At 70.7% G+C, this 18,535-nt stretch carries 12 protein-coding genes and 3 pseudogenes; 5 read left to right on the top strand and 10 right to left on the bottom strand.

Features of this window, described 5'->3' with window-relative positions; translation table 11 throughout:
• Positions 1-134 (top strand): annotated as a pseudogene (locus ACTWQE_RS24095) (ATP-binding protein); the annotation flags it as partial.
• A gap of 99 nt (positions 135-233) precedes the next feature.
• On the opposite strand, the gene ACTWQE_RS24090 reads toward ACTWQE_RS24095, so the two are convergent.
• From ACTWQE_RS24090 to ACTWQE_RS24080, 3 genes are all read right to left on the bottom strand, one after another.
• Positions 234-437, bottom strand: coding sequence for an acyl-CoA carboxylase epsilon subunit (locus ACTWQE_RS24090; protein WP_443331118.1), 204 nt, complete (start codon positions 435-437; stop codon positions 234-236).
• Positions 438-448: 11 nt separating this feature from the next.
• On the bottom strand, positions 449-2,032 hold the full coding sequence (locus ACTWQE_RS24085; protein WP_443331117.1) for an acyl-CoA carboxylase subunit beta: 1,584 nt from the start codon (positions 2,030-2,032) through the stop codon (positions 449-451).
• A 163-nt stretch (positions 2,033-2,195) separates the two neighbouring features.
• The gene (locus ACTWQE_RS24080; protein ID WP_443331116.1) at positions 2,196-4,619 is read right to left on the bottom strand and encodes a polysaccharide lyase 8 family protein; all 2,424 of its coding nucleotides are present in this window, start codon (positions 4,617-4,619) and stop codon (positions 2,196-2,198) included.
• A 143-nt stretch (positions 4,620-4,762) separates the two neighbouring features.
• On the opposite strand from ACTWQE_RS24080, the pseudogene ACTWQE_RS24075 reads away from it, so the two are divergent.
• A pseudogene (locus ACTWQE_RS24075) lies at positions 4,763-4,972 on the top strand (YceI family protein); the annotation flags it as partial.
• Between the two features lie 142 nt (positions 4,973-5,114).
• Here ACTWQE_RS24075 and cimA read toward each other — a convergent pair.
• The 3 genes and pseudogenes from cimA to ACTWQE_RS24060 form a co-directional block, all read right to left on the bottom strand.
• A complete protein-coding gene (gene cimA / locus ACTWQE_RS24070; protein WP_443331115.1) occupies positions 5,115-6,728 on the bottom strand; it encodes a citramalate synthase in 1,614 nt (537 codons plus the stop codon).
• Between the two features lie 607 nt (positions 6,729-7,335).
• Positions 7,336-8,437: pseudogene (locus tag ACTWQE_RS24065) on the bottom strand (branched-chain amino acid aminotransferase).
• Between the two features lie 448 nt (positions 8,438-8,885).
• Entirely contained in the window at positions 8,886-9,923 is a 1,038-nt protein-coding gene (locus ACTWQE_RS24060) for a 3-isopropylmalate dehydrogenase (RefSeq protein WP_443331114.1), read from the bottom strand.
• Between the two features lie 133 nt (positions 9,924-10,056).
• On the opposite strand from ACTWQE_RS24060, the gene ACTWQE_RS24055 reads away from it, so the two are divergent.
• A complete protein-coding gene (locus ACTWQE_RS24055; RefSeq protein WP_443331113.1) occupies positions 10,057-11,676 on the top strand; it encodes a purple acid phosphatase family protein in 1,620 nt (539 codons plus the stop codon).
• A 51-nt stretch (positions 11,677-11,727) separates the two neighbouring features.
• Here the strand turns inward: ACTWQE_RS24055 and ACTWQE_RS24050 are convergent, their stop codons facing one another.
• The 3 genes from ACTWQE_RS24050 to ACTWQE_RS24040 form a co-directional block, all read right to left on the bottom strand.
• The gene (locus ACTWQE_RS24050; RefSeq protein ID WP_443331112.1) at positions 11,728-11,859 is read right to left on the bottom strand and encodes a hypothetical protein; all 132 of its coding nucleotides are present in this window, start codon (positions 11,857-11,859) and stop codon (positions 11,728-11,730) included.
• Between the two features lie 400 nt (positions 11,860-12,259).
• Positions 12,260-13,891 carry an L-glutamate gamma-semialdehyde dehydrogenase gene (gene pruA, locus ACTWQE_RS24045; protein ID WP_443331111.1) on the bottom strand — a complete coding sequence of 544 codons (1,632 nt, stop codon included), beginning with the start codon at positions 13,889-13,891 and terminating at the stop codon, positions 12,260-12,262.
• Between the two features lie 49 nt (positions 13,892-13,940).
• Positions 13,941-14,867 (bottom strand): proline dehydrogenase family protein, encoded by a 927-nt coding sequence (locus tag ACTWQE_RS24040; protein WP_443331110.1) that lies wholly within the window; start codon positions 14,865-14,867, stop codon positions 13,941-13,943.
• A 211-nt stretch (positions 14,868-15,078) separates the two neighbouring features.
• Between ACTWQE_RS24040 and ACTWQE_RS24035 the strand changes: the two genes are divergently transcribed.
• Entirely contained in the window at positions 15,079-16,332 is a 1,254-nt protein-coding gene (locus tag ACTWQE_RS24035; RefSeq protein WP_443331109.1) for a PucR family transcriptional regulator, read from the top strand.
• Positions 16,333-16,379: 47 nt separating this feature from the next.
• On the top strand, positions 16,380-16,814 hold the full coding sequence (locus ACTWQE_RS24030) for a VOC family protein (protein ID WP_443331108.1): 435 nt from the start codon (positions 16,380-16,382) through the stop codon (positions 16,812-16,814).
• Between the two features lie 75 nt (positions 16,815-16,889).
• Here ACTWQE_RS24030 and serA read toward each other — a convergent pair whose 3' ends face one another.
• Positions 16,890-18,482, bottom strand: a complete 1,593-nt coding sequence (gene serA / locus ACTWQE_RS24025; protein WP_443331107.1) for a phosphoglycerate dehydrogenase — start codon at positions 18,480-18,482, stop codon at positions 16,890-16,892.
• Between the last annotated feature and the right edge of the window lie 53 nt (positions 18,483-18,535).

Below are 18,535 nucleotides of genomic sequence, written 5' to 3'. Positions count from 1 at the left end.
CCGAAGAAGTCCGGGAAGCCCTCCAGATCGGCCCCGACGCCCCCATCATCACCACCGACGCACGCCACCGCGCCGACGCCAAGAGCGCCCTCATCACGCTCGTCGAGCACGCCCTGATGGCCCGGCTGCGGTAGCACGGACCGTACGCCGAGAAGTCCCCGCCCTCCGAGGAGGACGGGGACTTCTTGGTGTACGGCAACGGATCGCGTACAGCAATTGGAGCGATACGGGGCTCAGCCCTGCCAGCTGTGGGGGGCGCGGAAGCCGGGGGTGCGCTCGAGGCGGCGCCAGCGGGCGGTGCTGCGGTGCGGGGCCGCGGCGTGGCGGTGGCCGGGCCCGGCGGCGGCACGGGCGAGAAGGACCGCGGTGAGGGCGGCGAGCTCCTCGGGGTCGGCGTGGCCCTTCTCGACGCGGACGAGGTGGCGGTCGGTGCTCATGAGGGTCTCCGTCACTGCGGGGGGTTGCCGTGTTTGCGGGAGGGCAGGTCGGCGTGCTTGGTACGCAGCATGGCCAGGGAGCTGATGAGGACGTGGCGGGTGTCGGCGGGGTCGATGACGTCGTCGACGAGGCCGCGCTCGGCGGCGTAGTACGGATGCATCAGCTCGGCCTTGTACTCCTTGACCATGCGGGTGCGCATGGCGTCGGAGTCGTCGGCTTCGGCGATCTGCTTGCGGAAGATGACGTTGGCGGCGCCCTCGGCGCCCATGACGGCGATCTCGTTGGTGGGCCAGGCGTAGGTGAGGTCGGCACCGATGGACTGGGAGTCCATGACGATGTAGGCGCCGCCGTAGGCCTTGCGCAGGACGACGGAGATCCGGGGCACGGTGGCGTTGCAGTAGGCGTACAGCAGCTTGGCGCCGTGGCGGATGATCCCGCCGTGCTCCTGGTCCACACCGGGCAGGAAGCCGGGGACGTCGAGCAGGGTGATGATCGGGATGTTGAAGGCGTCGCACATCTGGACGAAGCGGGCGGCCTTCTCGGACGCCTCGATGTCCAGCACACCGGCCAGGGACTGGGGCTGGTTGGCGATGATGCCCACGACCTGGCCGTCCATCCGGGCCAGGACGCACAGAATGTTGGTCGCCCAGCGCTCGTGGACCTCGAGGTGCTCGCCGTCGTCGACGATCTCCTCGATGACCTTGCGCATGTCGTAGGGCCGGTTGCCGTCGGCGGGGACCAGGTCCAGCAGGGCCTCCCCACGCCGGTCGGCGGGGTCCTCGGCCGGAACGGCCGGGGGGTTCTCGCGGTTGTTGGCGGGCAGCAGGGAGAGGAGGTAGCGGACCTCGGCGAGGCAGGTCTCCTCGTCGTCGTAGGCGAAGTGGGCCACGCCCGAGGTCTCGGCGTGCACATCCGCGCCGCCGAGCCCGTTCTGGGTGATCTCCTCGCCGGTCACCGCACGTACGACGTCCGGGCCGGTGATGAACATCTGCGAGGTCTCACGGACCATGAAGACGAAGTCGGTCAGGGCCGGGGAGTAGGCGGCGCCGCCCGCGCAGGGGCCGAGCATCACCGAGATCTGCGGGATCACGCCCGAGGCCTTGGTGTTGCGCTGGAAGATCCCGCCGTAGCCGGCCAGCGCCGAGACGCCCTCCTGGATCCGGGCGCCCGCGCCGTCGTTGAGGGACACCAGCGGCGCACCGGCGGAGATGGCCATGTCCATGATCTTGTGGATCTTGGTGGCGTGGGCCTCGCCCAGCGCACCGCCGAAGATGCGGAAGTCATGGGCGTACACGAAGACCGTACGGCCCTCGACCGTGCCCCATCCGGTGACCACACCGTCGGTGTAGGGCTTCTTGGCCTCCAGCCCGAAGCCGGTCGCCCGGTGCCGCCGCAACGGCTCCACCTCATGGAACGACCCCTCGTCGAGGAGGAGGTCGATACGCTCACGCGCGGTCAGCTTGCCCTTGGCCTTCTGGGCCTCGGTCGCCCGGTCACTGGGCCCTCGGTGGGCCTGCTCACGGATCGCGCGCAGCTCGGCCACCCGCCCACGGGTATCGCTCGCCTCACCGGGCGTCTCGTCGAGAAGGGTCATGCAACGACCCTACGAACAGTCCCCCCGAAAACGGGCCGTCGACTTCGTACAGTGTCCTGCCCGTTTTCCTGGACCCCTTGGACAGAACCACCACTTGTACGGCCGGTGTGTACGACACAAACCCCCGACGGGCTGTAGAGATTCCACAACCGTGCCCCCGCGTTCACCCCAGGGAGACCGTACAGCCATGCGTGTGACCCGCGGAACCCGCGGTGACGCGCAGCCGCAGTGACCGGCCGGTGGAGAGCACCTCGACGGAGGCGTCCCGGGCGAGTACCCGGCGGACCGGACGGTCCCAGGTCACGTCCACGCCGGCTCCGCGCCGCGCGGGATCGCTCACACCGACCGTGGCGGTACGGCCGCCCCGTCGCCGCAGCAGCACACTCGCCGGACCGGAGGATGTGAGCGGACCGACCCTACCGGGCTCCCAGAAGTTGACCGCCGTCAGGCCCAACGAGGGGATGGCGGCGCCCTGCTGCCGGGCGGAGTTGGCGAGGACGGTCAGCCAGTGCCGGTCGGCGGCGCGCACCGCGACGGTCCGGCGGCTCGCCCCCGGCATCAGCAGATAGACGTACGACGCGTCGGCCGGATCGGTGCCGTGGTCGTGCCACAGGGTGAGCCAGCGGCGGGTGACGGGGTCGGGCGAACCGCCGGCGTTGATGTCGTGCCAGGAGCCGGTCCGAGCCTCGCGCAGGGCGCCGAGCCGGGCGCCGCCCGGGAACACATAGCCGCCGTGCCCGGCGAGGTGGGCCCACCGGGCTCCGGGGAAGGTGTCCGCCCAGCCGGGTTCGCCCGGCTGCGTCACGCCGTCGACCGTGAGCGCCGGCGCACCGCTCTCCCCCAGATTGCGGTTGTCGACGACGGTCTCCACCCGGGTGCCGTCCCGGGCGGTGATACCGGCGCCCAGACAGACGATGGTGTCGGCGGCGCAGAGCCACGACTTCTTCGCGTCGAGCGTGCTCGACAGCCCCTTCAGATGCTGGCCCACCATCGCGAACTCACCGTCCGTGACCCCTCCGACCCACCGCACCGCGGGCTTCGGCTCACCCCATCCGCCGCCCTCGTTGTCGGCGAGCCGCTTGGTGGACACGGTGGTGCCGGGCAGCCGGTACCAGTCGACGGTCGGCCAGAAACAGTCGGTGTACTGGCCTCCGCCGCCGGGGCCCCACCAGTGCAGCATTCCGGCGCCGGTGTGCCAGCCGCGCGGATTCTCGCCGTTGCCGTTCTCGTAGTGGGCGATCCGGTCGGAGGCCATCGAGATGTTCGCGGCCCAGCCGGGGCGGCGGTGCACCGCCCGGTCCATCGCGGGGAAGAGCTGGTGTCCCACGGGTTCGGGGGTCACCGGGCCGGGGCCGTCCGCGACCGCCTTCAGCCGGGCCAGGTCCGCGACGCCGAACTGACGGTCGGTGAGGACCGGACTGGTGACGTCCCGGGCGATCCAGCCCCGGACCATGCCGTTCCAGCGCTCCCGCTCGGCGCTCGACGCGGCGCCGCCGAGCAGCGCGACCGCCGCGATCAGCAGATGCCCGTGGTAGTGGTCGCTGCGCATGATCCGGCGCTCGTCGCCACGGAGCAGCCCGCGGGAGATCGCCCGGCCGTTGACGCCGTCCATCATCAGACCGTCCAGCAGCAGGGGCGCGTACGCCCGCTCCACACTGTCGAGGACGATCTGCCGGCGGGGGTCGGTGACCTCCCAGCTCGATCCGGCCAGCAGGGTGAACAGCCGGCCGAGCCCGTCGAGGAGGACATGGCCGTAGGTGCCGGAGTAGGCCACCCAGGTGTGCTGGATGAACGAGCCGTCGGCGTAGAGGCCGTCGCCTTCGGTGACGTAGGGGAAGACGGGCGAGAGGGCGTCGCGGGCGAGGGCCAGCTTCGCCGGGGCGCGGCCCAGGACGCCGCGCAGAGCCACGCCGCGGCAGAGGTCGACACGGTTGGCGCCGGTGCTGGTGCCGGTGTAGTCACCGAGCATCGCGTCGGGCACGAAGTGGTCCACGGCGGCGAGATACGCCGTGCGACGGTCCTCATCGAGCTGCCCGTACATCACCGCCACCGTGTCGAGCAACAGCCTGGGACTGCCGATCTGCCACTCCCACCAGTTGCCGTAGCGGGTCGCGGAGGGGTTGTAGACCGTTGCTTCGAGGTGGTCCAGGCCGCGGACGACAGCGGCGGCGAGGCCGGCGTCACCGGTGAGGCCGGTGCCGGGCTGGGCGTAGGCCTGAGCCATGGTGGAGAGCCGGTTGTAGCCACGGGTGATACCGGCGGGAGGGTCAAAGGGGCAGTCGGGCCACAGGGAGCGGCCGGTGGGGCGCATCGTCGAGCGGAACGCGCGAGCGAGGTCGCCGGTCTCCCTCAGCCGGGAGGCGTACGGCTCGGCGCCCGGGTCGTAGCCGCTGCCGAGTTGGAGTCCGAGCCAGCGCCGCCGCAACGCCTCGAACTCGTCGGGCGCACCGGCCGACGCGGCGCCCGCCGGTCCGACCGGCCCGGCGGCGGCGAGGGCGGCAGCGCTCGGGCCCGTGGTGGCGGCGGTGGCGGTGGCAGCGGTGGCGGTGAGGAAGCCGCGGCGGGACCAGACGGGCGGGAGCGGCACGGTGAGTCCTTCCGGCGGGAGGGCCTTGCACAGTGTCGTGGACCTGCTGTCCGTTGGCTTAGCACGGCACGCCACCCGCATCAATGCGCATGACCGTCCGCGCCGGAAGGCCGACACCGGAGCCGTCGGCCCGGGTTGCCCGAACCCGCCCGCTCTCCATCGACCTGGAGTTCAACGGCTCCGCCATCGGCGTCTACGGCAATGAGCGCGTGGGCTTCGAGGGCACCACCGAGAGCCTCCGCTCGGACTGCGGCCTGACGCGGAACGCGGACCTGGAGGCCGGCGGTGTCATGATCAGTGACACGGTGAAGCTGAGCTTCGACATCTGCGCGGTCACGTCGGCCCCGCAGGCCCGAGCGCGGGTGTGGCGCGCGACAGTGTGCCCCGGCCGGGACTCCCCGGCCGGGGCACGAGCCGTACGCGATGCTCCGCCGCTCCTGAAACCCGCCTGCTCCTGATATCCGGGCCCGACTCCTCCTGGATTCCGGGGCTCGGCTACTCCTGGGGCTCGACGCCCGCCCGCAGCAGCCCGTACGTGTACGCGTCCTCCAGCGCCTGCCAGGACGCGGCGATGACGTTCTCCGCGACACCGACGGTCGACCACTCACCGCTGCCGTCGCTGGTGGACACCAGCACTCGGGTCGTGGACTCCGTGCCGTGCTTGCCCTCCAGGATGCGGACCTTGTAGTCGACCAGCTCCAGCTTGGCCAGCTGAGGATAGATCCGCTCCAGACCCACACGCAGCGCCCGGTCGAGGGCGTTGACCGGGCCGTTCCCCTCCGCGGTGGCGACGATCCGCTCCCCCTTGGCCCACAGCTTCACCGTCGCCTCATTGGCGTGCGTACCGTCCGGGCGGGTCTCGACGATGCCGCGCCAGGACTCGATACGGAAGTAGCGCCGGGCCCGGCCCTCGACCTCCTCGCGCAGCAGCAGCTCGAACGAGGCGTCAGCGGCCTCGTACGTGTAGCCCGCCAGCTCCCGCTCCTTGACCCGCTCGACGACCCGGGTCACCAGCTCGCGGTCCCCGCCCAGGTCGATGCCCAGCTCCTTGCCCTTGAGCTCGATGGAGGCGCGGCCGGCCATGTCGGACACCAGCATCCGCATGGTGTTGCCGACCAGTTCGGGGTCGATGTGCTGGTACAGGTCCGGGTCGACCTTGATGGCGGAGGCGTGCAGTCCGCCCTTGTGGGCGAAGGCGGACAGACCGACGTAGGGCTGGTGCGTGGCCGGGGTGAGATTGACGACCTCGGCGATGGCGTGCGAGATCCGGGTCATCTCCGCCAGCGCGCCCTCGGGCAGCACCCGGCGCCCGTACTTCAGCTGGAGCGCGGCCACGACGGGGAAGAGGTTGGCGTTGCCGACCCGCTCGCCGTAGCCGTTGGCGGTGCACTGCACATGCGTGGCACCGGCGTCCACCGCGGCGAGGGTGTTGGCGACCGCGCAGCCGGTGTCGTCCTGGGCGTGGATGCCCAGCCGCGCACCGGTGTCGGCCCGTACGGTCGCCACGACCGCCTGGATCTGGGCGGGCAGCATGCCGCCATTGGTGTCACAGAGCACCACCACGTCCGCCCCGGCCTCGGCGGCCGTACGGACGACCTGCTTGGCGTACTGGGGGTTGGCACGGTAGCCGTCGAAGAAGTGCTCGCAGTCGAGGAAGACGCGCCGGCCCTGGGACCGCAGATACGCCACCGTGTCCCGCACCATCGCCAGGTTCTCCTCCAGCGTGGTCCGCAGGGCCAGCTCCACATGACGGTCGTGGGACTTGGCGACCAGCGTGATCACCGGGGCTCCGGAGTCCAGCAGCGCCCGCACCTGCGGGTCGTCGGCGGCCGCCACTCCCGCCCGGCGGGTCGAGCCGAAAGCCACCAGCTGGGCGTGGCGGAAGTCGATCTCCGACTGGGCGCGGGCGAAGAACTCCGTGTCCCGCGGGTTCGCACCGGGCCAGCCGCCCTCGATGAAGCCCACCCCGAAGTCGTCCAGGTGCCGGGCGATCGTCAGCTTGTCCGCGACGGTGAGGTTGATGCCCTCACGCTGTGCGCCGTCGCGCAGCGTGGTGTCGAAGACATGGAAGTCGTCCCCGGGATGAGAGGGGTCGGTTGCGTCCGTCATCTGATCTGACTCCTGTTATGGGATCTCAGTCTACCTGGGGTCCCCCGCGCCGAAGGCGGGAGGAGACCGGCTCCACCTTTCCCAGCCACCGCTGGGAGGTGCCCCCACTATGATCCCCTGCGCTCCGCCTCCCGGGTGGATGGCCGGGAACGAAAAAACCTCTCGCGGGTGCGAGAGGTCTGCGCGCGGGTCTGGAGACACGGTGTCCGCTCCGTACATGGTGATGACGGTGCGGGTCACTGCGGACCGGCGCGCCTGCTGCCAATAATCATGGCGAACGAGAGCACGGGGGCAGTCTGGCACGGAATGCGCTCCGTGTGCGGCAGGGTCTCACGATGTGGGCGCGCCGCCGGAACTCGGCCGCGCGCCCGCCGTGCGGCGGAGCGCCTCCCGGACGCCAGCCGCCGCCGCCTGCCGGGCAGCCGGATGTGGGAAGGACGCGCCGGGGGTGTTCCATCGGCTGTGCGGCGGGGCCGCCGCTGGGGGAAGGAGGAGCAGCCTGTCCGTGCCCGGGACGCCCTCACCAGGCAGTCGTGCGAAGGGCCGCACCCGGACAGCGCGCCGGGTGCGGCCCTTCACCTCGCCGCGGAGGTCCCTCAGCGGAACGTCATCCGCCGAGCGGGTGCATCCAGCCGTGCCGGTCGGGAGCCGCACCGGTCTGGATGTCGAGCAGCGCCTTGCGGAGCTCGGTGGTGACCTCGCCCGGCTCCCCGTCGCCCACCGTCCAGTTCGCCCGGGCGGACTTCACCGAGCCGACCGGGGTGATGACCGCCGCCGTGCCGCAGGCGAAGACCTCGGCCAGCGATCCGTCCGCGTTGCCGTTCTTCCAGTCCTCCACCGAGATCCGGCCCTCGGAGACTTCGTAGCCCAGGTCCTCGGCGATCCGCAGCAGCGAGGCGCGGGTGATGCCGGGGAGGAGCGAGCCGGACAGCTCGGGGGTGACGATGCGCCGCGTGCCGTCCTCCTCACGGAAGACGAAGTAGAGGTTCATGCCGCCCATCTCCTCGATCCAGCGGCGCTCGATCGCGTCCAGCCAGACCACCTGGTCGCAGCCCTGCTCGGTGGCCTGGGCGGAGGCAGCCAGGGAGGCGGCGTAGTTGCCGCCGGTCTTGGCGGCGCCGGTGCCGCCGGGACAGGCTCGGACGTACTCCTCGGAGAGCCAGACGGAGACGGGCTTGACCCCGCGGGGGAAGTACGCGCCCGCAGGCGAGGCGATGACCATGAAGGTACTCGTTGGCGGGCCGGACGCCCAGCCCGACCTCGGTGGCGAACATGAATGGCCGCAGGTAGAGCGACTGCTCACCCTGGCTCGGCACCCACGCCCTGTCCTGGGTCACCAGTGCGTCGCAGGCCGCGATGAAGGTCTCGACGGGCAGCTCGGGCATGGCCAGGCGCCGGGCGGAGGCCTGGAAGCGCAGAGCGTTCTGGTCCGGCCGGAACGTGGCGACCGTACCGTCGGGCTGGCGGTAGGCCTTCAGCCCTTCGAAGATCGTCTGGGCGTAGTGCAGGGTCATATTGGCCGGGTCGATCGACAGCGGCGCGTACGGCACGAGCTGTGCGTCGTGCCAGCCGCGGCCCTCCGTCCACTTGATCGTCACCATGTTGTCGGTGAAGTGGCGGCCGAAGCCGGGGTTGGCCAGGACCGCCTCGCGCTCCGCTTCCGGCAGCGGGTGGGAGGAGGGCTTGAGCTCGATCGGGGGCGTCGTCATGTCTGCGTGTCCTTCACCATGAGGTCGTGGCGGACCGCACGCTTCGCCTCCTGCGCTGCTAGGACGTCCGAACTTCCCCCCGAGGTGCGGCCACGCGTCCGATTATCGCGAATCGCACCCTGGAGAGGAAACCGTGCGTCCGCGCGGGCTTGTGGCGCGGCCCAGGGTTGATGGTCGCACCCGCCGCCGCTGTTGCCCAGCGGGCGGGTGCCGGCCCCTGTCCGGGCGATCTTCGAGGATCGGTCCGCGGCATCGGGTGTGGGGGCACTCCCCAGCCTGGCGGCCGGGGGAGTACCCCCCAGGCACAGCGGGACCGACAAGATCGCCCGAACAGGGCTTGGCCGCGGGGGATGTCACTGACAGGCCGGGTGGGCTCAGTGATGAGCCACGCAGCGGCCCCCGCCCCGGTGGGGGACGAGGGCCGGTGAGCGGCAGTGCTGCCGGCCGGTCAGCCGGATACTCGGCTCGCGAGCGCGTCGCCGATCTGGTCGGTGGTACGCGGGCCCTGCCGCTCGGCGAGGTCCGCGGCGACGGCGGTCTCGATACGGGCCGCCTCGTCCTCGTACCCGAGGTGCCGGAGCAGGAGAGCGACGGAGAGAATCGTCGCCGTCGGGTCCGCCTTGCCCTGGCCCGCGATGTCGGGTGCGGAGCCGTGCACCGGCTCGAACATCGAGGGGAAGGTGCCCGTGGGGTTGATGTTGCCGGAGGCCGCGAGGCCGATACCACCGGTGACGGCGGCGGCGAGGTCGGTGAGGATGTCGCCGAAGAGATTGTCGGTGACGATCACGTCGAACCGCTCGGGCTGGGTGACGAAGAAGATCGTCGCCGCGTCCACATGCAGATAGTCGGTGGTGACCTCGGGGTACTCCTCGCCGACCGCGTCGAAGATCCGCTTCCACAGATGACCCGCGTGCACCAGCACGTTGTTCTTGTGAACCAGCGTCAGCTTCTTGCGGGGGCGGGCCTTGGCGCGCTCGTACGCGTCGCGGACGACCCGCTCCACACCGTAGGCCGTGTTGAGGCTGACCTCGGTGGCGACCTCGGCGGGCGTGCCGGTGCGCAGGGAGCCGCCGTTGCCGACGTACGGCCCCTCGGTGCCCTCACGGACGACGACGAAGTCGATGTCGGGGCGGCCTGCCAGCGGGCTCGCGGTGTTCGGGAAGAGCTTCGACGGACGCAGATTGATGAAGTGGTCGAAGGCGAAGCGGAGTTTGAGCAGCAGCCCGCGCTCGAGCACACCGGAGGGCACGGAGGGGTCGCCGATCGCGCCGAGCAGGATGGCGTCGTGCTGCTTCAGCGACTCCAGATCCGCGTCGGAGAGGGTCTCACCCGTGGCGTGCCAGCGTTTGGCGCCGAGGTCGTAACTCCGGGTCTCGAGCTTCGTGTCCTGCGGAAGGACCGCGGAGAGGACCTTGAGGCCCTGGGCCACGACTTCCTGTCCGATGCCGTCACCGGGGATCACTGCGAGATCGATGCTGCGAGACATGATGCAGACCCTACTCCCCCGTCCCAGGGACCGACACAACCTGTCCGCCATCCGGACATCGGCGATCAGCTGGTCGAGCTCCGTTCACCCGTTGTATGGCGGGGAGTTGGATGTTACTGGCAAGTTATTACGCATGACCGCATCCCCGCGCGGGTCGACCCCCGCCTCCCCCCACACCCCACGGATCGGCATTCCGGAGCACCTCCAGAACCGGATGAGCATGCCGGAGCAGCACGAGTATCTGCGCAGCAAGCTCTCCCGCCGCCGTGTCCTGCGCGGCTCGGCGGCCACCGCGGCGGCCGCCGGCGGCGTCGGGCTGCTCGCCGGTTCCGGTACGGACACGGCCACGGCCGGAACCCCCACCCTGATCACCGCGCCCGCGACGGCGAAGGTCGACGGTTCCCTGGTCGCGCCCTTCGGCCGTCACCTCGCCTTCGGCGCCGATCCGAAGACCCAGATGCGGATCTCCTGGCAGGTCCCCTTCGCGGTCGGACGGCCCTACGTCCGGGTGGGGCTCAAGCCCTGGGAGCTCACCCGGAAGATAGCGGCGGAGGTGCGCGATCTGCACACCCCCTCGCTCTCGGAGAAACTGCCGGCGGTCGACCAGTACTACCTGCACGCGGCGCTGGACGGCCTGCGCCCCGGCACCACGTACTACTACGGGGTCGGGCACGACGGCTTCGACCCGGCCGAGGCGGGCCGGCTGTCCACCATCGGCTCCTTCCGGACGGCGCCGGCGCAGTCGGAGAAGTTCGTCTTCACCGCCTTCGGCGACCAGGGCGTGAGCTATGACGCGCTCGCCAACGACCAGCTGATCCTGGGTCAGAACCCCTCCTTCCATCTGCACGCCGGAGACATCTGCTATGCGGACTCCTCCGGCCACGGCAAGGAGTCGGACACCTATGACGCCCGGGTGTGGGACCAGTTCCTGGCCCAGACGGAGTCGGTGGCGGCGAGCGTGCCCTGGATGGTGACCACCGGCAACCACGACATGGAGGCCTGGTACTCCCCCAACGGCTACGGCGGCCAGTCCGCCCGCTGGTCGCTCCCGGAGAACGGCCCCGACGCCTCACTCGCGCCGGGCGTCTACTCCTTCGTCTACGGGAACGTGGGCGTGGTGGCGCTGGACGCCAACGATGTGAGCTACGAGATCCCGGCGAACCAGGGCTACACGGGCGGCAAGCAGACCGCCTGGCTGGACAGGCGTCTGGCGCAGCTGCGCGCCCAGTCCGGGATCGACTTCATCGTGGTCTTCTTCCACCACTGCGCGTACTCCACGAGCACCCACGCCTCGGACGGCGGGGTGCGCGACGCCTGGGTGGGGCTCTTCGAGAAGCACCAGGTCGATTTGGTGATCAACGGCCACAACCATGTCTATGAGCGCAGCGACGCGATCAAGGACGGCGAGGTCGGGCGGAAGGTCCCGATCGGGTCGGTGACCGACTCCACCCGGGACGGCATCGTGTACGTCACGGCGGGCGGCGCGGGCAAGGAGCTCTACAGCTTCGGGGTGGGCGTACCGGACAGCTACGAAGGGCACGTCCACGACCGCGACCACATCGTCACGTTCCACTGGACGAAATCGCGGCTGCCGGATCCGGACACGGTCGAGTGGTCGCGGGTCCGTTACACCGGCTTCTCCTTCCTCGCGGTGGAGGCGGAGCCGGGCTCGCGCCCGAAGCTGAAGGTGACGGCGCTCGCGGAGAGCGGCGAACGCATCGACGCGTTCGACGTCGTACGCGGCTCGAAGTGACCCACGGCGGCGCACCGCCGTGACCTGCGGCGCGGCGCCGTGACGGATCGGTCAGTGTCCGGTGGCGCCGCCGTTGTCCCGGCGGTCCAGTGCCCGCTGGAGTGCGGCGGCGGCGTTCTTCCGGGCGGTCGTGTCGGCGTTGCGGGCGGCGGCGTGGCGGACGCGGCGAGTGGTCTCGTTCATGTGCACGTCTCCAATAACCAGAGCGAAGAGAAGATCCCCGAGAGCATGCGGAATCGGATCGCCGGAAGGGGCGGGGCCACGGTGCGGCAGGGGTCACCTGCGTGGGGGCACCGATCTCACCCGCCGATCGCTGGATGGAGCGAGACGTTCGGCTTCTACAAAGCTAGGACAGCCGCACCGCGCTGTCTCCACAATTACTCGGACTTCCTACTATCTGAGACGGCCACGGCGAACATCACACGCCCGGCGCACGGAAATGCGCTCTCAGCGCGCCTCGCGCTCACCGCTGGTGTACGGGTACGTCCCGTGGCACCCCTCCAGTGCCGCGCCCATGTTCATGGAACGGCGACGGCCCGGCGCTGTTCGGGGCGCCGGGCCGTCGTCGGGGCGTATCCGCAGGTCATCCCATGTGTGGGTAGCGGTAGTCCGTCGGCGGGACCAGGGTCTCCTTGATGGAGCGGGTCGAGGTCCAGCGCATCAGGTTCTGCTTCGCGCCGGCCTTGTCGTTCGTACCCGAGGCACGCCCGCCGCCGAAGGGCTGCTGGCCGACGACCGCGCCGGTCGGCTTGTCATTGATGTAGAAGTTGCCCGCCGCGAAGCGCAGCGCCTCGCAGGTGGCCGCCGCGGCGGCGCGGTCCTGAGCGATCACGCAGCCGGTCAGCCCGTACGCCGAGGCGGACTCCATCTGGTGGAGCATCTCGTCGTACTTCTCATCGTCGTAGACCAGGACACCGAGGATCGGGCCGAAGTACTCCTCCTTGAAGATCTCGTTCTCCGCGTCAGTGGAGACGAGGACCGTCGGGCGGACGAAGTAGCCCTCGCTGTCGTCGTAGGTGCCGCCCGCGACGACCTCGATGGTCGGGTCGGACTTCGCCCGGTCGATCGCGGCCTTGTTCTTGGCGAAGGAGCGCTCGTCGATGACCGCACCGATGAAGTTCGACAGGTCCCGGACGTCGCCCATGGGCAGAGCGTCGACCTCGGCGGCGAACTCCTCCCGCAGGCCGTTCTCCCAGAGGGAGCGCGGCACATAGGCGCGTGAGGCGGCGGAGCACTTCTGGCCCTGGAACTCGAAGGCGCCACGGGTCATGGCGGTCTTGAGGACGGCCGGGTCGGCCGAGGGGTGGGCGACGATGAAGTCCTTGCCGCCGGTCTCACCGACCAGCCGCGGATACGTCTTGTACTTCTCGACGTTGTTGCCGACCGTCTTCCACAGGTACTGGAAGGTCCTGGTCGAGCCGGTGAAATGGATGCCCGCGAGGTCCGGGTGGTTGAGGGCCACCTCGGAGACGGCCTTGCCGTCCCCGGTCACCAGGTTGATGACGCCCTTCGGCAGGCCGGCCTCCTCCAGGACCCTCATCAGCAGGACCGCCGCGTGGGTCTGTGTCGGGGAGGGCTTCCAGACCACGACATTGCCCATCAGGGCCGGGGCCGTGGGGAGGTTGCCCGCGATGGCGCTGAAGTTGAAGGGCGTGATCGCGTAGACGAAGCCCTCGAGCGGCCGGTGGTCGGTGCGGTTCCACACGCCCGGGGAGTTGGTGACGGGCTGCTCCGCCATGATCTGGCGGGCGAAGTGGACATTGAAGCGCCAGAAGTCGATGAGTTCGCACGGGGTGTCGATCTCCGCCTGCTGCGCGGTCTTCGACTGGCCGAGCATGGTGGAGGCGGCCAGCGTCTCGCGCCACGGTCCGGACAGCAGCTCGGCGGCCTTGAGAATGATCGCGGCGCGGTCGTCGAAGCTGAGCGCACGCCAGCCCGGTGCGGCGGCCAGGGCCGCGTCGACGGCGTCCCGGGCGTCCTGCTCGGTGGCGTTGCCGTAGGTGCCGAGCCGGGCGGAGTGGTTGTGCGGCTGGACCACGTCGAAGCGGTCACCGCCGCCCATCCGCTTCTCCCCACCGATGGTCATCGGGAGGTCGATCGGATTGTCGGCCAGCTCCTTGAGCTTGGCCTCCAGCCGCTCGCGCTCGGGGCTGCCGGGGGCGTAGGTGTGCACCGGCTCGTTGACCGGCGCGGGGACCTGGGTCACAGCGTCCATGGTGGCCGTTGTCTCCTTCGATCGAGTAGTGGGGACGGGTTCGGGGGGCTCAGCCGCGAGTGGCGAGCGAGCGCAGAAAGAACGTCAGGTTGGCCGGGCGCTCCGCGAGGCGCCGCATGAAGTACCCATACCAGTCTGTGCCATACGGAACATAAACCCTCATACGGTGACCTTCCGCTACAAGGCGGAGCTGCTCGGCCTCGCGGATCCCGTACAGCATCTGGAACTCGTACTCGTCCGGCTTCCGGCCGGCGCGGCGGGCCAGCTCCTGGCCGATGGCGACCATGCGCGGATCGTGGGAGCCGATCATGGGATAGCCCTTACCGGTCATGAGGGCCTTCAGACAGCGGACGTAGGCGAGGTCCACCTCCCGCTTGCTCTGGAAGGCGACGGAGGCGGGCTCCTTGTAGGCGCCCTTGACCAGTCGCACCCGTGAGCCCTCATCGGCCAGCGCATGGCAGTCGTCCTCGGTGCGGAAGAGGTAGGACTGCACCACCGCCCCCGTCTGCGGGAAGCGTTTCCGCAGCTCGGCCAGGACGGCCAGGGTGGAGTCGACGGTGGTGTGGTCCTCCATGTCCAGGGTGACTGTCGTACCGGCCTCGGCGGCCGCCTCCACGACCGGCGTGACAAGGGCGAGCGCCAGCTCGTGCCCGCCGGGCAGCGCCTGGCCGAACGCCGACAGCTTGACCGACATCTCGGCTCGTACGCCCAGGCGCGCGCTGCCCAGCCGCTCGGCGAGCGCGAGATACGCGTCCCGGTTGCGCAGCGCCTCGGCCGGGTCGGTGATGTCCTCACCGAGGTGGTCGAGCGTGACCTCCAGACCGCGGGCGGCGAGCGAGTGCACGACGGCCATGGACTCGTCCAGCCCCTCACCGGCGATGAAGCGGTCCACCACGGGGCGGGTGACCGGCGCGGCCGAGACGAGACGGCGAAGGCTGTCGCTGCGCGCGGCGGCGAGGAGCACGGGACCCAGCACGGGGCACCTCCACGATGAGGACGAACAGCCGCGACGGACCAGCCCGGAACGGCAAGGAGAACCACCGTGAAACCTAAGGATCGCTCCGATCGTCGGCCATAAACAGCTGTCACGCATCCGTGGCCCGGATCTCAGACAGATGTATGAGAATGGTGGGCGGGCCGGGGTACGGACCCGGCCACCGATGTGGCGCGAAGGGACCGGTACGGCAGTGCGTACGGACTATCAGCAGCTGGTGGACGAGATCTCGGCGGTCCTCGGCGCCCCCGCGACCCTGGAGGACCGGGACTTCGGACTGATCGCCTTCGGCGCGCACGACAGCGACGGCGAGGACGGCGAACCGGCCATGGACCCGGTCCGTACCCGCTCGATCCTGCACCGCCGTTCGACCGCGGCCGTACGGGCCTGGTTCGAGGCGTTCGGCATCGCCCGCGCCACCGGCCCGGTCCGCATCCCGCCGGACCCCGCTGCCGGTGTGCTCATGGGCCGGATCTGTCTTCCCGTACGGCACCGGGGCGTGGCCCGCGGCTACGTCTGGCTGCTCGACGACGGGCATCTGTCGCTGCTGGAGATCGGCGGACCGGGTCTGCCACCGGACCCGCGGCTGGCCCAGGCGATGGACACCGCGGCCCGTATCGGCGCGCTGCTGGCCGCCGAGGCGCGAGCCGACGCGGAGACGGGCGAGCTGCTGCGCGATCTCCTCACCGGACCGGCGGGGGGCCGGGACGCGGCCACCGCCGGTCTGCGCAGTGCCCTCGGCACATCGTCGGACGGGCCGCTGGCGCTCGTCGCGGTCATGCCCTGGCTCAGCGGCGGGACGGAAGGAGACCTGCCCGAGGACCCCGGCTCCGCGCTGGCCGGACAGCCGGGCGTGGCGGCGACCTGTGTGGCCCCGGCCGCTTCCGCCGCGGGGGTGGAGGGGCTGGCCGCGTTGGTACGGCTGCGCGCGACCACGGTCCTCGAACCGGCCCGGATGGCCGCGGAGCGGCTGCTGCGTTCGCCACGGGCGGGCGTCCGGTCCCCTGGGTCGGGCGGCGCGGCGGTCCCGGCCGCGGGCGCCGCGGCCGGGATCGGCAGCCCCCGGCGCGGCGTGGAGGACCTGCCCGCGGCGTGGCGCGAGGCGGTGGCCGCGGCACGCGCGGCGCGGGCGGCCGACCGGCTGGGGCCGGTCGCGGAGTGGTCGGCCATCGGCCCGTACCGGATGCTCACCGGTCTGCCGGCGGCCCCGGCACCGGATCCGGCCGTGGCTCCGCTGCTGGCACCCGCGCAGCACGAGCTGGCGCGCACGGCGGAGATCTTCCTCGACTGTGCGGGGCAGGCCGGCCGGGCGGCGGCGGTGCTCGGCATCCACCGGCAGACCCTTTACTACCGGCTGTCGCGCGTGGAGAAGCTCAGCGGTCTGGACCTGAACGAGGGAGAGGACCGGCTGCTGCTCCACATGGGGCTGAAGACCCGGCGGCTCTGAGGGTTGTGCCCCTCCGGGCTGTCAGAGGTGCGCAGTACGTTGCTGTCATGGCAGCCAGAATCGATCTGACCCTGGATTGCGCGAACGCACAGCTCCTCGCCGAGTTCTGGAAGACGGCGCTGGGCTACGTCGACGAGCCGCCGCCCACTCCCTTCAGCACTCGCCAGGAGTGGCTCGCGAGTTTCGACCTGCCGGAGGACGACTCCGAGGACGACGGGGCATGGCTCTGCGATCCCCACGGCGTCGGCCCCCGCCTCTCCATCCTCAAGGTTTCCGAGCCGAAGACGGCGAAGAACCGGCTTCATATCGACATCCGGGTGCCAGGACACGGCAGCCCCGAGGAACAGTGGGCACGCATCAAGACAGAGTCCGCGCGGCTGGTGAAGGCGGGCGGAGCCGTGAGAGAGGAGTTCGGCGGGCACCACGTGGTGATGGCCGACCCGGAGGGCAACGAGTTCTGCGTCGCCGCAGCCTCCGCCTGAGGCACAGCGCCTGCGTGCAGACGCATCGGGCCCGGTCCCGCCGGAGCGGGGACCGGGCCCGATGCGGAAGGAGCGTCAGTCCTTGAGGTCGACCGTACGGGCCGAGGTCGCGCCGATCTCCTCGGCGATCTCGGTGAGGACCGGCGCCGGAACGCTGTCGTCCACCGTCAGGACGACCAGCGCCTCACCGCCCGGTACCGCACGGGACACCTGCATACCGGCGATGTTGAGACCGGCCTCGCCCAGGATGCGGCCGACGGTGCCGACCACGCCCGGCCGGTCGGCGTAGCGGAGGAACACCAGGTGGTCGGCCATCGCCAGGTCCACGTCGTGCTCGCCCACGGCGACGATCTTCTGGAGGTGCTTGGGCCCGGCCAGAGTTCCGGAGACCGCGATCTCCTCACCGTCGGCGAGGGTGCCGCGCACGGTGACCACATTGCGGTGCTCCGGGGACTCCGAGCTGGTGGTCAGCCGCACCTCGACACCGCGCTCCTGCGCGAACAGCGGGGCGTTGACATAGCTGACGGTCTCGTCGACGACGTCTTCGAAGACGCCCTTGAGCGCGGAGAGTTCCAGCACCTTGACGTCGTGCTGGGTGATCTCGCCGTACACCTCGACGTCGAGCCGCACCGCGACCTCGCCCGCCAGAGCGGTGAAGATCCGGCCGAGCTTCTCGGCGAGCGGCAGTCCCGGCTTGACGTCCTCGGCGATGACCCCGCCCTGGACGTTGACCGCGTCCGGGACCAGCTCACCCGCGAGGGCGAGGCGCACCGACTTGGCGACGGCGATGCCCGCCTTCTCCTGGGCCTCACCGGTCGAGGCGCCCAGGTGCGGGGTCGCCACGACATTGTCGAACTCGAAGAGCGGGGAGTCCGTGCACGGCTCCTTGGAGAAGACGTCCAGACCCGCCCCCGCGACCCGGCCCTCCTTCAGAGCCGAGGCCAGAGCCGCCTCGTCGACGATGCCGCCGCGGGCGGCGTTGACGATCCGCACGTCGGGCTTGACCTTGTGCAGTGCCTCGTCGCCGATCAGGCCCAGGGTCTCCGGGGTCTTGGGCAGATGGACGGTGATGAAGTCCGCGACCTCGAGCAGCTCGTCGAGGGAGAGGAGCTTGACACCCATCTGCGCGGCGCGCGCGGGCTGGACGTACGGGTCGTACGCGACGATCTTCATCCCGAACGCGGACATGCGCTGCGCGACCAGAACGCCGATCCGGCCGAGGCCGACGACGCCGAGGGTCTTCTCCGCCAGCTCGACACCGGTGTACTTGCTGCGCTTCCACTCGCCGTTCTTGAGGGCGGTGTTGGCCTGCGGAATGTTGCGGGCCGTGGCGACGAGGAGCCCGCAGGCGAGTTCGGCGGCGGTGACGATGTTGGAGGTCGGGGCGTTCACGACCATCACGCCGGCCTTGGTGGCGGCGGACACGTCGACATTGTCCAGACCGACCCCGGCGCGCGCGACGACCTTGAGCTTCTTCGCGGCGGCGATGGCCTCGGCATCGACCTTGGTGGCGCTGCGTACGAGGATCGCGTCCACGTCGGCGATGGCGGGGAGGAGCTCGGCGCGGTCGGCGCCGTTGCAGTGCCGGATCTCGAAGTCCGGGCCCAGGGCTTCGACCGTGGCGGGCGACAGCTCTTCAGCGATGAGTACGACAGGTTTCGGGCTCACGTGGTCCTCAGTCCTCACTTGGTCCTTGGGGGCCCCTCCCGTGCCCGAAAGGC

Source organism: Streptomyces sp. 8N706 (assembly GCF_052245415.1).
GTDB lineage: Bacteria > Actinomycetota > Actinomycetes > Streptomycetales > Streptomycetaceae > Streptomyces.
Note: the sequence above shows the minus strand (reverse complement) of the source record. Positions and strands in the feature narration are given on the sequence as shown.

What these genes read in the sequence shown, in the direction of transcription:
- cimA (WP_443331115.1), bottom strand. Translation starts at nt 6,728, where the DNA reads ATGACGGACGCAACCGACCCCTCTCATCCCGGGGACGACTTCCATGTC.
- ACTWQE_RS24030 (WP_443331108.1), top strand. Translation starts at nt 16,380, where the DNA reads ATGGCAGCCAGAATCGATCTGACCCTGGATTGCGCGAACGCACAGCTC.
- ACTWQE_RS24060 (WP_443331114.1), bottom strand. Translation starts at nt 9,923, where the DNA reads ATGTCTCGCAGCATCGATCTCGCAGTGATCCCCGGTGACGGCATCGGA.
- ACTWQE_RS24085 (WP_443331117.1), bottom strand. Translation starts at nt 2,032, where the DNA reads ATGACCCTTCTCGACGAGACGCCCGGTGAGGCGAGCGATACCCGTGGG.
- pruA (WP_443331111.1), bottom strand. Translation starts at nt 13,891, where the DNA reads ATGGACGCTGTGACCCAGGTCCCCGCGCCGGTCAACGAGCCGGTGCAC.
- ACTWQE_RS24090 (WP_443331118.1), bottom strand. Translation starts at nt 437, where the DNA reads ATGAGCACCGACCGCCACCTCGTCCGCGTCGAGAAGGGCCACGCCGAC.
- ACTWQE_RS24050 (WP_443331112.1), bottom strand. Translation starts at nt 11,859, where the DNA reads ATGAACGAGACCACTCGCCGCGTCCGCCACGCCGCCGCCCGCAACGCC.
- ACTWQE_RS24055 (WP_443331113.1), top strand. Translation starts at nt 10,057, where the DNA reads ATGACCGCATCCCCGCGCGGGTCGACCCCCGCCTCCCCCCACACCCCA.